Below are 15485 nucleotides of genomic sequence, written 5' to 3' on the forward strand. Positions count from 1 at the left end.
CTCGGGCGGTGGATTTGCCGCAGATGATATAGACCGATCGGTATCATTTCAAGTCGAGCGCAGGCCCACGACATCGCCGGGAGCAGGCGTGGCATCGCGTTTGGCTTGGCTGGCCCGGCGCCTGAACTCAGGCGGGTGCCGTGCTGGCGGCAAGGTCCAGGACTTGGCGTGGATCGTGCTGATCCTAGCCATCACGGAGTACGCGGGGCCGGGCCAAACGTTTGATCGGTGTGCTACTGCCCTTCGTGGCCGGAAGGGATGCTCGAGTTGCGAAGCGATCAGTAGGAACCTCCCGAATTTCCTTTTCTCGGGCGAGGTCTTGCAGCACTTTTTTGAACTTCCTCTTCTGGCCGGAAGCGGAAATCCGCCACACCCTACCCCCGATAAACATCCCTCATCGCAGTCCTGTTCTCTGCATGCCTTACGGCATATTTAGCCGAAATTTTAAGGGATCAGATCTAAAAAGGAGCTTCATCGCGTAGGCGACGACACGCATGCAACACGCTCCTGATTCGGGGGCACCGATCGCCCGCTTCACGCGCCCACGAGCCGCTCCTCCTGGCTTAGCCAGTAAAGGCGATTAGTACCCAGGGTTCCCTCTCCAGCTGCGCACCCGCACTTTGAAACCCGGACCCGCCTCCCTCTCTCCGGGCGCTTTGTCCGCGAATGGGGCGTAGACCGCAAAGACGTTCTCGGCCCCGTCTTGGCCAAGCCCGCACGTGACCTTGTCGACCCGCTGCAGCAACGGATCTTCGGTCTGCATGTAGAGCGAGATGGTGACGTTCTTGCTCTCTTCTTCGTTCCATCAGCTGCTGCATCGTCGGACCAATGAGGCCTTCGGCCTACTTGGTGCGCTGGGTGCCAGCTCCACTGCCTGGAGATTGTTCTCTTGGGCATTGGGGTCGACACCCGCGGCCCTTTAGCGATGCAGAAGCTCGCTATGCTCTATCGGCGCCACGGGGAACCTCAATGGCTGCCAGGGTTTCCTAGACACGCTCCAGCGAGGGCTGGCGCATCTGGTTGTTGAGTCCCAACTCCACCGCCAGGTTGCCAACGGCCACCCCGTCCCTGCCCGCCCATTGCCCGACGTCGTTTCGCTGGTAGAGATGGCCGTTATGGCCCTGGACCTAGCCGGGCTTGGCCCAGGCGCTCTCCACTGCTTCCGGCACTGCCACACCATAGTCCTGTCACCGCTGGGCTGCACGGTTCTCAAGGTAGGCTGGGGCTCGCAAACACCCTGGTCGCTTGCACCCACCACGCCGGTCTTGACCCGTATTGTCTCCATTGCTGCCGACGATGTGCGCCTGGGCACCATCTTCGTCATGCAGATTGGCATCACGGAAATCTCCTCGCTGACGCAGACTGCAGCCAATGAACAGCATGTCAGCAAGGGCGATGAGCTGGGCTAGTTCAACTACGGTGGCTCAACGCCTTGCCTTGTGTTCGAGAAAAGCGTGCCACTGGACTTCGTCACCCTGCAACCGAACCAGACGATTGACGTCAATGCATAGCTTGGAGGCTAAACACGCCTTTCTGACGCTGCCCTCGTTGACATGCTTGCCTAGCGCGCATCAAGGCGCACGCTACAAAAGTAGCGTGTCGCGCTGACCCTTGACGAACATTGAGGCGTCGCACTGCGGTAAAAGCACCAAATGATCTGCTCAGTCTTGCGCAGCTGTATCGAAGGACAGCGATCTAGACAAGGCGCGCTGCGCATCGATTTGCGTTTGAACAGCTTTCAATTTGGACTCGATCATTTCCATAGCGTCGGCACCTGCAACGAAGCGTAGTGGCAACTCATCTGAGTCAGACAACTGCACCAACGCTGAGGCGAGCTTTGCCGGATCGCCTCCCTGTTGGCCGTTCATGCCCTTCCATGCGGCAATCGTCTGGGCCGTACGGTCGGCGTAGTCATCAATCGACAACTCGGGCCAGATCGTCGAAGCCTCCTCGACCAGTAGCTCTGTACGGAAGAAGCCGGGCTCCACCGCCATCACATCGATGCCATACGGCGTGACGTCATAACGCAGCGATTCCAGCCAACCTTCAAGCGCGAACTTCGACGCCGCATACGCCGCACAGAACTCCATACCAATAAAGGCGGCGGTGGAGGTAACAGTAATCACCTGGCCGCTGCGCTGCTTGCGCATGATCGGCAAAATTGCGCGCGTTACGTTCAAGGGACCGAAGAAGTTCGTCTCCATCTGCCTGCGAAATTGAGCGTCACTGATTTCTTCGAAGTAACCGGCATAGAAGTTGCCCGCATTGTTCACCAGCACATCAATGCCGCCGAAGCGATCGGCCGCAACCTGCACTGCAGCATGGGCGGCATTGGCATCAGTGATATCGAGCGGGACGACAAACAGATTATCGTGCGATCCGATCGCCTTTATTACATTATCCGCGTCACGCCCCGTCGCAACGACGCGATGTCCGGCATTCAGAGCTTGCCGGGCGATATGGGTGCCGAGTCCCCGGCTTGTGCCAGTGACGAACCAAACCCTCTTGTCGCTCATGATTTCAATCTCTGTGTATTGTCCGGATGGCACCTGTGCATGCGCACAGGCGTTTTGAAGGTGTGGGCTGTAGAGCTCCGTCAGCCCGCTTCGTGTGGCGCGCCTACTGAGGCATCTGTCGTTTTTGCTATACGCACTTGCTGGTTGCCATAAGCACCTGCTGACAACGAGGGACTCATGGCGTGCACCATATCGCAGCACTAATTGATTTATTAGTCCGTATAATTGGCATGTACCTATAAACAGGATTTATGAATGCGCCGAGATAACGTGAATGACTTCCTGGCCTTCATTGCAGTCGCGCGGGAACAGAGCTTCACCAGAGCGGCCGCCCAACTGGGTGTCTCGCAGTCGGCACTGAGCTATACGGTTCGAACGCTCGAGGCACGTCTAGGCTTGACCTTGCTTACGCGTACCACGCGCAGTGTGTCGGTCACCGAGGCTGGCGAGCGCCTGCTCAACCGTATCGGCCCGCATTTCGACGAAATCGAAATCGAAATCGCCGCGCTCAGCAGCATGCGCGACAAGCCGGCGGGTACCGTGCGTATCACCACCGTCGAACACGCTGCCGAAACCATTCTGTGGCCCAGGCTTGCGCCAATGCTGCGCGAGTACCCCGACATCAACATTGAAATCATCAGCGAGTACGCGCTGAGAGACATCGTGTCCGACCGCTATGACGCAGGCGTGCGGCTGGGCGAGCAGGTCGACAAGGATATGATTTCGGTGCCGCTGAACCGCGACTTTCGTTTCGCCGTGGTCGGTTCGCCCGCCTACTTCGCCAGCAGAAAACGGCCCGTCAGTCCCAACGATCTCACCCAGCACAGCTGTCTGAGGCTGCGTCTGCCTACCCATGGAGGGACTTACGCGTGGGAGTTCTACAAGGGCGGACGGGAGTTGAAAGTACGCATCGACGGCCGCGCCACCTTCAGTTCATTGCGGATGATGCATCAGGCTGCACTGGACGGCCTGGGCATGGCCTATCTTCCGGAAGATCAGGTTGCCGCTGACCTCAAGGAGGGCACCCTGGTGCAGGTTCTCGGTGCGTGGTCGCCACCACGGCCGGCATATCACCTGTATTACCCGAGCCGCCGGCAGCACTCGCCTGCCTTCGCCCTGGTGCTCGAAGCGCTTCGCTACCGCCGGCCCTGACCTCTCTGTTGCCGGGTCCAGGGCCGGCAATGGGTCAGTGCGCTGAACTAAGAAATAAAACTTCTAAGCGCATTCGAAATTAACCATCTAGTCTCTTAATTGCTAACGCCCTATCGTCGTCCGACACATCTCCTCAGGATGTCAGCGATCGAGAGCCGAACCCGACTGGGCACGTGTTTTGAGTACGCCACATCGCCGTCTCCATGGTCGCGACATCCTGACATTTTGCGCAACGAGTTCTCACTCACATGCGTGTATCTGATCAGGAATCCAGACGATGAAGTATCGCAAGCTCGGAAACTCAGGCCTTTCCGTTTCAAACCTGATCCTGGGGACCATGGGGTTTGGAACTGAAACCCCCGAGAAAGAAGCATTCGCCATCCTCGACGCGTTTCTCGAAGCAGGCGGCAACATGATCGATACCGCCGACGTGTATGGCGGCGGCGCCTCGGAAGAACTTCTCGGTCGCTGGCGGGCAAGCCGCGCAGACATCACACGTCGTTTGGTTGTCGCCACAAAGGCGCGATTTGGCACCGGGCCCGACGTCAACGATGTAGGCACATCGCGTGCGCATCTGCATCGCGCACTGAACACGTCGCTGCGTCGTTTGGGCGTAGAGGTGATTGATCTTTATCAAATGCATGGGTGGGATCCCCTCACACCGGTCGAAGAAACGCTTGGCTTCCTCGATGCCGCTGCGCGTGCCGGCAAGATCCACTATATCGGCCTGTCGAACTTTACCGGCTGGCAACTTCAGCTGGTGCTCTCCACCGCCCGCGCGATGGGACTGCAGCTGCCGATTACGCTGCAGCAGCAATACAGCCTGATTTATCGGGAGATCGAATACGAGGTTATTCCTGCCGCCCTGCATAACCAGATCGGCCTGCTGCCCTGGTCGCCACTCGCGGCCGGCTTTTTGAGCGGGAAATACACCCGCGGCATTACCTCGGGGGATTGTGGCCGCCTGGCCTCCGACAATCCCATGACCCGGTATCAAGCAAGGCAGCTCGACAACGACGACAGCAAGTGGGCAACGCTGGCTGCGGTCAAGCAAATCGCCGAAGAGCTGGGTGTCACGCCCAGCCAGGTGGCGCTGAGCTGGGTGATCAATCAACCCTCGGTGACCGCTCCGGTGATCGGCGCTCGCACACTGGAGCAGCTGCAGGACAACCTGGCAGCGGCAGACCTGGTGCTCGCTGCGGATGCGACAGCACGGCTGAATGCCGTGAGCGCGCCGATACCGGATGACTATCCCTACGGGCGTTTCGGTTCGCTACAGCGCGATCGCTATGTCGATTCAAGCGAGCAGGCGCTTCGAGAACTCTGACCTTCAAGCTCGCACACAAACAGTCCTGAACCTTTGCAAATGGTGGTACTTTTGTCATGAATTCAACTGCGCTTCTGCAACCTTTCTCGCTCGGCAACGGTGTCGTGCTGCGCAATCGCATCGCGATGGCACCCATGACCACATGGGCCGGCAATGCCGACGGCACGGTCTCCGATGCCGAAGAGGCTTATTACCGGCGACGCGTGCGGGGCGTGGGACTGGTCATTACCGGTTGCACGCACGTGCAGGAAAACGGAATCGGTTTCACCGACGAGTTCGCCGCCTATGACGACCGTTTCATTCCAAGCCTGAGGCGGCTTGCAGCCGCTGCCAAGAGCGGGGGAGCGCCGGCCATCCTGCAAATCTTCCATGCGGGTGTCAAAACCAGTCCCGAGCTCGTTTCCGACATTGTTGCCGCAAGCGCCGTTGCCGGCGACGCCGGTCCTTCAGCCCCTGCGGTCATGCCACGCGCGCTTGCCGAAGAGGAAATAGACGCGGTCATTCGTGCGTTTGGCGATGCAACCCGGCGTGCCATCGAGGCAGGCTTCGACGGTGTCGAACTGCATGGCGCGCACGGGTTCCTGCTGCAGAATTTCCTGTCCCCCCACTTCAATCGTCGCACCGACCGCTGGGGTGGCTCGCTCGATCGCCGCATGCGCTTTCCGGTCGCCGTGGTCGAGGCCGTTCATGCTGCCATCTCCGCGCATGCCACCACGCCATTTGTGCTCGGCTATCGCGTCACCGTCGACGAGCCGCATGCGGACGGCCTACGCATGGCGGAATCGCTCGCGCTGGTCGATCGCTTGATCGACGTCGGTATTGATTATCTGCATGTGTCACTTGGGAATGCGCTCGAAGCGCGTCCGATCGACGCGCCCGACGGACCGCGGGTCATCGAAATCCTGCGCGATCGTTTGGCCGGCCGTGTGCCGCTCATTGCAGCAGGCCAGGTCAGGACACCGGAGCAGGCCGAAGACGCGATTGCGGCAGGCGTGTCTGTGGTCGCGGTTGGCCAGGGATTGGTGATGAATCCCGACTGGGTCGACTTTGCGACAGGCAATGCACAGGGCGAAGTTGCTTTCGATCTGGCCGCTTCCGACGTGCAGCCTCTTGCCATCCCCGCCAAGCTTTGGGCGGTGATCGCGCAAACGCCAGGATGGTTCAACGTTCGAAAGGCCGCCTGAGTTCCGTCGAAACGTCTTTGGCTGGCAGGCAATGGAGATGCAGGCACGCCTGCAAGCCTGGTGTTCATGCCCGATCCGTTACTCCCACCTTCGAAAGGACATGCGATGTCAGCCACCCTTCCCTTGACGCTCGACATCAATGGTCAGCGTCATCAACTGCGTGTCGACGTGCGTACAACACTGCTCGACGTGCTGCGTGAACATGCCGGCCTACCTGGAACCAAGAAGGGCTGCGATCATGGGCAGTGCGGGGCGTGCACGGTACATCTCGATGGCGAACGCGTCTTAAGTTGCCTTACCTTGGCAGCGCAGGCCATGGGTCGTCAGGTGACGACAATCGAGGGCTTGCAGGGGCCCGATGGCGTGATGCACGCAGTCCAGAGCGCCTTCATCGAGCACGACGCCTTTCAGTGCGGTTACTGCACGCCTGGTCAGATCATGTCGGCTGTGGCCTGCATCCGTGAGGGGCATGCACGCACCGACGGCGAGATTCGCGAGTACATGAGCGGCAACCTCTGCCGCTGTGGCGCGTATCCGCATATCGTTGCGGCAGTACGCGACGCAGCCAGCCGCCTCGAGAACGAGGCCGCACGATGAGAACGTTCGACTACCTGCGCGCAGAAGATGCCGCCACTGCCATTGTCGAAGGCAGTAAACCGGATACGAAATTCCTCGCAGGGGGAACCACCCTGCTGGATCTGATGAAACTCAATGTCGAGCGCCCTGCACGCCTGGTCGATCTCACCAGACTGCAGGGCCTGGACGCCATCACAGTCACGGCCGATGTCATTCGTATTGGCGCGCTTGCCAGGATGAGCGGGGTTGCCGATCACCCAGACATCAAGCAGCTCGCTCCTGTTCTCTCCGAGAGCCTGTGGCGTGCCGCATCGGCGCAATTGCGCAACATGGCCTCCATTGGCGGCAACCTGATGCAGCGCACGCGCTGCACCTACTTCCGCGACCCCGGCGCCTATGCAAACTGCAATAAGCGCAACCCAGGCTCCGGGTGCGCTGCGATGGACGGCGTGAACCGTAATCATGCCGTGCTTGGAACCAGCGATGCCTGCATTGCCATCTACCCAGGCGATTTTGCGGTGTCGCTGGTGGCGTTCGATGCGGTGGTGCTTGTGCGAGGATCCACCACCGAACGGCGCATAGCAGTGGACGACTTCTTTCTGCTGCCAGGGCAAACACCGCATCTTGAGCATGCAGTACGTCCGGGCGAGCTCATCGTCGGGATTGAGATTCCACGTTCGCCTGCGCTAAAACGCTCGCACTATCTCAAGGTGCGTGATCGCGCTTCCTATGAATTTGCCGCAGCCAGCGCAGCGGTCGGGATTGAATTGGAGGCCGACAATCGGACCATTCGCGAAGCGCGCGTCGCAGTGGGGGGCGTGGCCACCAAGCCCTGGCGGTTGCGCAATGTCGAAGCCTTGCTCAAAGGCCGCACGTTCGACGAGAAAACGCTGCGTACCGCCGCTGCCGCCTCCGTCAGTGATGCGAAAGCGCGTGGGCATAACGCGTTCAAGGTCGCTCTGACGCCCAGCGTGGTGGCACGCGCCATGATGCAGATAGGAGACATCGCATGACGCACAAGACCGAGCTGGAACTTGACCGCCGCACCTTCATCAAACTTGGCGTGGGCGCAGCGACGGTTGCCGCAACCGGGGTTGGCCTGACCGGCGAGGACGGCGCAGCGCGTGTGCCAGCCAAGACGGAAGCAGAATCGTCGCTGGGTGCGCGTCCGTCGCGCGCCGAGGGCCCGTTGAAGGTTACCGGCAACGCCCGCTATGCGATCGAACAACCGTTGCCGAACCTGGCCTATGGCGTCACCGTGCAATCCACCCGCCCTGCAGGGCGGGTTGTCAGCATCGACACAGCTGCCGCCCTGGCATTGCCTGGCGTCATTGATATCTACACCCCACAGCACCCATTGAAGCTCAACAAGCCCACCGTTTACAGCAAGGGCGGCGGTGCAACCGAGGAGTTCACGCCGCTGCAGGACGAGGTGATCCGATTCAACGGCATGCATCTCGCGTTGGTGGTTGCAGAAACCTTCGAACAGGCAACCGAAGCGGCAGGCTTGCTCAAGATCGATTACGAAGACGCCACTCCCATTCTCGACCTCGACGATCCCAGGGCCACGGCGCAAGTTATCGATGCGATGGGAGCGGCGTGGGGCGATGCAGCGGCGGCACTTGCCAATGCCGAGGTCAAGCTTGATGTCACCTACACGACGGCCCGCGAATACAACGTGCCGCTGGAGCCACATGCCTGCATCGCGTCGTGGGAGGATGGCCAGATCACCGTCTGGGAACCCAGTCAGTGGGTGGGAGGTGCGCGGCGCGTGGTGTCGGAGTGGCTCGGGATCGCGATCGAAAAGGTGCGGGTCATCTCGCCGTATGTAGGCGGCGGGTTCGGCTCCAAGATCGGCGCGCATCCGCATGTGGGCCTGGCGTGCGCGGCCTCGCGGCAGCTGGGAAGGCCCATCAAGGTCTCGCTGACGCGGCCCCAGACCTTTACCGGCCTGGGCGGGCGCCCTGCGACGCGTCAGACACTGTCCATAGGCGCATCCAAGGAAGGAAAAATCAGCGCGATCGTTCACGAAAGCTGGAACGAGACGGCGATCGACGAGGCGCATGTGGAGGCCTGCAACAACGTCACCAAGATCATGTACGCCACGCCGAATTTTTCGTCCCGTCTGAGCGTGGTGCCGGTGCACACCGTCATGCCTGGATGGAAACGTGGCCCCGGCGAAAATCCAAGCGCCTATGCGCTGGAAAGTGCGATGGACGAGCTGGCCTACGCGCTGGGCATGGACCCGATTACGCTGCGCCTGGCCAATTGGGCCGACATGGATCCCAGCAGCAGCTTGCCTTGGACCACACGACAACTGCGCGAAGCCTATGCGGCTGGTGCGGAGGCTATCGGTTGGTGGAAGCGCAACCCGAAACCGCGCTCTATGCGCGAAGGGCGCGAGCTGATCGGCTATGGCATGGCGGCGGGCGCCTATCCGATGATCCGCACCGCGAGTGAAGCCAGGATCGTGTTGCACGACAGCGGAAAGATCGAAGTGCTCAGTGCCGGTACCGACATCGGCACGGGAACCTATACCATCCTTGCACAAACCGCGGCCACTGCCCTGGGCGTACCTGCAGCAAACGTGACGGTGCGCTTGGGCGACACCGTTCTACCCCGCTCGGCACTCGCCGGTGGGTCTCAACAGGCCAACAACCTGGCCGGCGCAGTCGACCGAGCAGCGCGAAATGCGCGCGCACTCTTGCTGTCGCTTGCGGCAACCGACCCGCGCTCGCCGTTGGCGGGCTCGAAGCTGGCCGAGCTGGTTTACAAGGATGGCTACATCCGGCCGGCACGCCGCCGCAGTGGCGGTATCGCAGTTGCCGATCTGCTCAAAGCGGTCGGAAAGAGCAGCTTGGAGATCGAAGGCAATACGTTTGCGGCCAATGCCACCGAGCAAATGAAGAACGAGGCGGACCGCAGTTTCGCGCAACTGAAAACTGCGCTGGAAGGCGGCGTCTCGGCACATAGTTGGTGCGCGCAGTTTGTCGAGGTCCGCGTTGATGAGGATTTCGGCACGATCCGCGTCAAGCGCATGGTTTCGGCGTTCGACAGCGGGCGGATCTTCAACCCGAAACTGGCGGAGAGCCAGTGGATCGGCGGGATGATCATGGGTCTTGGACAGGCGCTTCTCGAAGAAGGACATATCGACCAGCGCGACGGCCGCACCGTCAACGCGAACTTTGCCGACTATGCGGTGCCGGTCAATGCAGATGTGCCTGACGTGCAGGTTATCTCTGTCGGCGTTCCCGACCTGCAGGCAAGTGCGCTCGGTGGCAAAGGTGTGGGCGAGATCGGCGTTGTCGGGATCGCGCCGGCAATCGGCAATGCCGTTTTTCATGCGACCGGAAAACGCATTCGCAGCCTGCCGATCACGCTGGAGAAGCTTGCTTGATGAGCACGACCTTTTCGACCACCAGACTTTCGCAACCGGTTTGATTGATGAACCGGCCCGTTCTGATCAAGACCGACGTTGCGGCATCAGCGCCTATCCACGGTGATTGGCGCGCCTGCAGCGACCGCAGCGCTGGCGCTCAGGCAACTGTACTTACGGCAGCGCACTCCAGCATGAAGGACGGTGTGCCAGCTGCACTTGCTGTCGTACTCGAAACCGAAGGCTCGGTCTATGCCAAGCGAGGCTCGCTTGCGCTGTTCGGATCGGGTAGGCAAGTCGGATGGCTGAGCGGTGGTTGTCTGGAACCTGCCCTGCTCTCATGTGGCGAGCTGACGGTTGAGACCGACACGTTGCGTCTACTGGAGATCGATAATCTGGATGACAGCGCGTTGTTCTCCGGTGGCGCCACCGGTTGCCGCGGTCGTCAACTGGTGGCGCTATTTCCATTGAGCGCTGCTGCTTGCTTGCACGATGCAATCGACACATGGTACGCGGGCGGCGCCCCGATCGATTTGACCGTTATGGCATCAGGCGAAATACGCATTAGCTGTGCAGCGCACATCTGCGAACGAACGCTTTCTGCAGTGCTCCCAGAGAATGTCCACCTGTCGTCCTGCTGGAAAGTTCGGATTGCGCCACCACCGCGCGCATTGCTGCTTGGCGCAGGTCCCGAGGCAATCTATCTCTCTACAATGTTGGGAAACCTGGGCTGGCATGCCAAATGCAGAGAACCCAGAGCGACATGGCGAGACCGCAGCGGGACCAGTGCGATCGACGCATCGGTGCCCATCTCGGACCTGATGACGGATTTTTCTCCAGATGCGGTGCTGTTGATGCACCACAACTTCGAACTTGATCTGGAATCACTCCAGGCATTGGCAGCCTCCCCTTGCGACTTTATCGGCCTGCTTGGACCTGTACGCCGTCGAAAAGATCTGCTCAAATTTCTTGAGCCAGCGATCTTCCCAAACCTGATGCCGAGATTGAGATCTCCCGTGGGCTTGCGTTTAGGGAGCTCGGGTCCGGCTGGGATCGCGTTGAGCATCTGCGCAGAACTGGAAGAATGGCGTTCTGGGCGTTTCCAGTCGAAGTGATCGCCTTGCGTCGAATTTGGTGTGATGCCACCAGCGCCATATCGAAGATTGGCGGGATAACCGTGTCCACTGAGCCGCCCCCGACAGCAGAGCCATCAGTTGGTAGCGATCTCGACCTTGTGACCTTCTCCCCGCGTTAGGCCTTCGCAGAACTGGAAAATTCGGCCTTGAGTGGGGAAGTGAATCGGGCGGCGAACTCGGCCGGCGGGACATCGCCGATCGATGAGTGCGTCCGGAAATGATTGTAATCGACCCTCCAGTTTTCGATCTTCTCACGGGCGTCGTCGAGCGACAGGAACCAGTGCGTGTTGAGGCACTCATCCCGGAAGCTGCCATTGAAAGACTCGATAAAGGGGTTGTCGGTCGGTTTGCCGGGCCGGGAATAATCCATGGTCACCGCGTTGTCGTAGGCCCAGCGATCCATCACCATCGATGTGAACTCGCTACCATTGTCGTTCTGGAGGCGCTGCGGCAGCTTGCGTTCGTGTCGCAGTCGTTCCATCACGGCCACCACGTCTTCGCCCTTGAGTTGCTGATCCACTTCGATGGCCAGACTTTCCTTGGTGAAGTTGCCCACAACGGTCAAGGCCCGGAAGCGACGTCCGTCGAATAACGCATCAGCCACGAAATCAGATCATGTCCCTGATCGTAACTTACGCGGCCTCGATGCAGGGGGCTGCAGGTAATTGCTTAGATATCAATCGATTGCACGGAGACACGAACTAACGAGATCCACAGCTCTCCGAACCAGTCATCCCAACACGGGCGCTTGCTCTAAAAGATCGTTGACTCGCTTAGAGAGTTGCTCCTCACCAACTTAACATAGATCCCCTACAATTCACCGAACGCAACCACGGAAAGACAGAACCCTGTCTGTGAAGCCGAGGCGTTCCGTGCCAATCGCTAACAAGTTTCAAGGAGACAGACAGATGCAGGAATTGAAGGCACGTACTCCTCTCAACCGCGCGATGGACTGCACGCGTCGCTGGTCCGTGCTTGCCCTGAGCGTGATGCTGACGGCATGCCAAGCTCCGCACACGGAATCGGCTGCGATTTCGGAGCCGCAAGCGGCGAGCGCACCAGCCGCCACGACTAAAACCCCTGCCCCGTCGCAGGCTTCTGCACCGGAGGCGGTAGTCTCTGCCGCCGAACAGGACGCGTCACCGAAAACGGCTGCCGATGCACCCGTCACCGATGAGGAAGGAAATCCTTATCGGCCGGATGATTCGTACAATCGGGCCAACCTGCGCCCAGAGTTCAAGAAGTGCGCGGCCGCCAGCGATGCGGTGACATCGGCGATGCAGGCATGCGCAGACGAAGAATTCCTTTGGCAGCAGAAACGTATGCGTGCTGCGCTCGCGACCATCGACGCGGGTCCGGATAGCGAATTCAAGGACAAGCTGGGTGACGAGCAGGACGCCTACATGCGTGACACCAATCGCTACTGCCAATTCGACGCCGCCACACAGGGTCAAGGTCAAATGCTGGACGCTCAATCCTGCCGCATCAACCGTTACGCCAACCGTGCCGATGCACTTGAGGCGTTGATTTCGAAGTAATCCCATCGCAAAGGAGTGCAGAAAATGGATGTAGTTGATCAAGCGAAGCAGAAGATGGACAGCTGGCATATTGGCCAGACCTCGGCGCATCGTGAATCCGGCGGGCGTGGTCCAGGTACCGTGTCGACCGGCGTGGGCGATCATGGCGGTATCTCGTATGGCACCTACCAGTTCTCGACCAACACGGGTGGTGCCGCGGAGTACGTCGCGGCGTCAGCGTACCGCAGCCGGTTCGCCGGCCTACAGCCAGGCACTCCGGAGTTTGGTGCGAAGTGGCAGGAAGTGGCGGCTGCTGATCCTGGAGGTTTCGCCAAGGACCAGCATGACTTCATTCAGACCCTTTACTACGACAAGCAGATGCAGCGCTTGCAGGATGTGGGCATTGACCTGTCCGGCCGCGGCGCGGCAGTTCAGGATGCGCTGTGGAGCACGTCGGTCCAGTACCGGGATCTGACCCGTTCGGTGTTTCAGACAGGGCTCAGGGAGGCCTACGGAGAAAACTACAACCTTGCACAGCTGACTGACGAGCAGATCATCCGCGCCGCGCAGGACTACAAGGTCGGCCACATCGAGACCAACTTCAAGAGTTCCCCTGACTGGTGGCCAGGGCTGCGCGATCGTGCGGTCTCTGAGAAGGGCGATCTGGTGGCACTGGCGCGCTACGACGCAGTCAATCGCAATCCTGAGCCGTATCGGGGCAAGGACTACCAGCAAGCATTCGGTGAGCAAGAACCGCAGCAGTCGCGCGGCCGTACGCGTGCCAACCCCATGGCCGACGGAATGCTGGTGTCGGGTGAGCGTGGTGCTGAGGTGGAAGCGCTGCAGAACAAGCTGATCCAGGCCGGTTACACCGGCAAGAACGGCCAGCCGCTGTCGCCTGACAAGCACTACGGGTCCAACACCGAGTACGCCGTGCGCGAGTTCCAGAAAGCCAACGGCCTGACAGAGGACGGCAAGGCTGGCAAAGACACGCTTGATGCGCTGGACAATGCAGTGCGCCAGCAGAGCAATGTAGGGCCGGTATCCGTTGGACCTACTGAACACCGCGCTCCCCCGCCTGCAGCACCGTCCGCACCCGTGCAGCAACAAACCGCACCGGTGCGTGACTTTTCTTCCGGCGAGCGCATCCGGGTGGTCGAGCCGCTTGGGAGCGCCGACAACAATGCCAATCGGACCATCCGACATGGCACTTCGGGCGAAGATGCCTTCCGCGACCTGCAGATCCACCACCCCAAAGCCAACCGCGAGGCCGTGCGCACGGGCAATGCTGCGCTCGCCGACCGCGCTTCGGGAATGGTTGAAGGGGAGCTGGAAACCGTCCGCACCAGTGGCGACCGTAATGGCATTCCACTGGTTCATAAGGACCTGATCCTGACCGATCAGGAATGGCGTCGCGACGTGATGATCCCCAATCCAGTCGCTGGCTATGTGGAAGTCAATGAGAACAAGTGGAACTCCATCAGCATCTGGAGCCATCCGGCAGGTCACCCGGAGCGCGAACTGCTCGGCCAGGTGCTGCATGGTGAGCGCGGTAGCTCGCCATACAAGTCCGGCGACTATGTCGAGTACGGTGCACCGTTGATCAAGCAATCCGACGCTGGTTCGCCGGGTGCGGTGCATGCCCATATAGAGCTGGAGCCGGACCAGTACCGCAAGTACCTGGGCGACATGCTCAACGACCGTCTGACCCTGGACCGTAATGCACCCACCCGGACAGTGCCTTCGCAGAACGCCATGGCCGACGGCATGCTCACCAAGACCGAGCGCGGCGATGAGGTCAAGGCAATGCAGGAAAAACTGGCCGGTCTTGGCTATCAAGGCAAGGACGGCAAGCCGCTCTCCACCACCGGCTACTTCGGAGATGACACCTTCGCGGCGGTTCAGGCATTCCAACGTGCCAATGGGATGAACGACGACGGCAAAGCCGGCAACAAGACGCTTGCTGCATTGGACGCTATGGTAGCGGAGAAGCAGCAGCCCAAGGCCGAGCCAAGCATGCGTGATGCATCGAACCTGGACAACGCATGCTTCGAGCAGGCGGTCGGCAAGCTGCAGGTCATGGAAAAGCAGCGTGCGCAAGCCGGCATGCGTCCGGTATTCAGCGACGATGAGCAGATCGAGCGTGCAGCGGGTCAGCTGGTGGTCGCGACCAAGGCCGCCGGAATGGACCGAATTGATTCTGTGGTCGCTCGACTGGACGGCTCCGGCGTGTTCGCGGTGCAGGGTGAGATGACCGACCCGGCTGCACGCCGCGCTTTGGTCGAACACAGCCAGGCGATCTCGCAGACCGTGGAGGCCAGCACCCGCCAAGCGGAGCAGGCCAATACGCAGTCTCAGAATCAGCAGAGCCAGAACCAGCACCGCGAGCAGGAACAGAATCGCGCACGCGGAATGTAAGCCGCAGCGAGCTGCCGGTGGCCGCTAATGCGCTACCGGCAGGCCGCAACGCCTTGCGGATTGGCGATAGCTTCCCCGCACGCTCTTATCGCTGGTGCGTTGGTTAGGCCCTGTGCAAGAGCCGCCAATCGTAGGGTTGACGCAACGATCCGCGATGTGGAGCGTTGGGAATCTTCCCTTCGTCGACATTGCCGGTTGCGCCCTTCCCCACAAGCATAGCGACCTGGGTGACTTCACCGTTGCTTCGATAAAGAGCAATCGGTGTAAGTTGCTGCACCGGCGT

10 protein-coding genes and 2 pseudogenes are annotated in these 15485 nt (G+C 60.4%); 9 read left to right on the top strand and 3 right to left on the bottom strand.

The window, feature by feature from the left end; genetic code table 11:
* Nucleotides 1–655: 655 nt before the first annotated feature.
* Together FHY18_RS00690 and FHY18_RS00695 are read right to left on the bottom strand one after the other, a co-directional pair.
* Nucleotides 656–1273: pseudogene (locus tag FHY18_RS00690) on the bottom strand (hypothetical protein); the annotation flags it as partial.
* A 388-nt stretch (nt 1274–1661) separates the two neighbouring features.
* Entirely contained in the window at nt 1662–2516 is an 855-nt protein-coding gene (locus FHY18_RS00695; protein WP_259149355.1) for an SDR family NAD(P)-dependent oxidoreductase, read from the bottom strand.
* 255 nt (nt 2517–2771) lie between these two features.
* On the opposite strand from FHY18_RS00695, the gene FHY18_RS00700 reads away from it, so the two are divergent.
* The 7 genes from FHY18_RS00700 to FHY18_RS00730 all read left to right on the top strand — a co-directional run bounded on the left by FHY18_RS00700 (nt 2772) and on the right by FHY18_RS00730 (nt 11246).
* The gene (locus FHY18_RS00700) at nt 2772–3668 is read left to right on the top strand and encodes a LysR family transcriptional regulator (protein ID WP_259149357.1); all 897 of its coding nucleotides are present in this window, start codon (nt 2772–2774) and stop codon (nt 3666–3668) included.
* Nucleotides 3669–3945: 277 nt separating this feature from the next.
* A complete protein-coding gene (locus FHY18_RS00705; protein WP_259149359.1) occupies nt 3946–4995 on the top strand; it encodes an aldo/keto reductase in 1050 nt (349 codons plus the stop codon).
* A 56-nt stretch (nt 4996–5051) separates the two neighbouring features.
* Nucleotides 5052–6179 (top strand): NADH-dependent flavin oxidoreductase, encoded by a 1128-nt coding sequence (locus tag FHY18_RS00710; protein ID WP_259149362.1) that lies wholly within the window; start codon nt 5052–5054, stop codon nt 6177–6179.
* 105 nt (nt 6180–6284) lie between these two features.
* Nucleotides 6285–6776 (top strand): (2Fe-2S)-binding protein, encoded by a 492-nt coding sequence (locus FHY18_RS00715; protein WP_259149365.1) that lies wholly within the window; start codon nt 6285–6287, stop codon nt 6774–6776.
* On the top strand, nt 6773–7768 hold the full coding sequence (locus FHY18_RS00720; RefSeq protein ID WP_259149366.1) for a xanthine dehydrogenase family protein subunit M: 996 nt from the start codon (nt 6773–6775) through the stop codon (nt 7766–7768). Before FHY18_RS00715 ends, FHY18_RS00720 begins: the two co-directional genes overlap by 4 nt.
* A complete protein-coding gene (locus FHY18_RS00725) occupies nt 7765–10152 on the top strand; it encodes a xanthine dehydrogenase family protein molybdopterin-binding subunit (RefSeq protein ID WP_259149368.1) in 2388 nt (795 codons plus the stop codon). Before FHY18_RS00720 ends, FHY18_RS00725 begins: the two co-directional genes overlap by 4 nt.
* A 47-nt stretch (nt 10153–10199) precedes the next feature.
* Nucleotides 10200–11246: an XdhC family protein gene (locus FHY18_RS00730; protein ID WP_259149372.1), complete on the top strand. Its 1047-nt coding sequence runs from the start codon at nt 10200–10202 to the stop codon at nt 11244–11246.
* A gap of 136 nt (nt 11247–11382) precedes the next feature.
* On the opposite strand, the pseudogene FHY18_RS00735 reads toward FHY18_RS00730, so the two are convergent.
* A pseudogene (locus tag FHY18_RS00735) lies at nt 11383–11877 on the bottom strand (integrase core domain-containing protein); the annotation flags it as partial.
* Between the two features lie 298 nt (nt 11878–12175).
* Between FHY18_RS00735 and FHY18_RS00740 the strand changes: the two are divergent.
* Both FHY18_RS00740 and FHY18_RS00745 read left to right on the top strand, forming a co-directional pair.
* Nucleotides 12176–12805 (top strand): lysozyme inhibitor LprI family protein, encoded by a 630-nt coding sequence (locus tag FHY18_RS00740; protein ID WP_259149374.1) that lies wholly within the window; start codon nt 12176–12178, stop codon nt 12803–12805.
* 24 nt (nt 12806–12829) lie between these two features.
* Nucleotides 12830–15202 carry a peptidoglycan-binding protein gene (locus FHY18_RS00745; protein WP_259149375.1) on the top strand — a complete coding sequence of 791 codons (2373 nt, stop codon included), beginning with the start codon at nt 12830–12832 and terminating at the stop codon, nt 15200–15202.
* Nucleotides 15203–15485 lie beyond the last annotated feature (283 nt).

Source organism: Xanthomonas sp. 3793 (genome assembly GCF_024806835.1).
Taxonomy (GTDB): domain Bacteria; phylum Pseudomonadota; class Gammaproteobacteria; order Xanthomonadales; family Xanthomonadaceae; genus Xanthomonas; species Xanthomonas arboricola_F.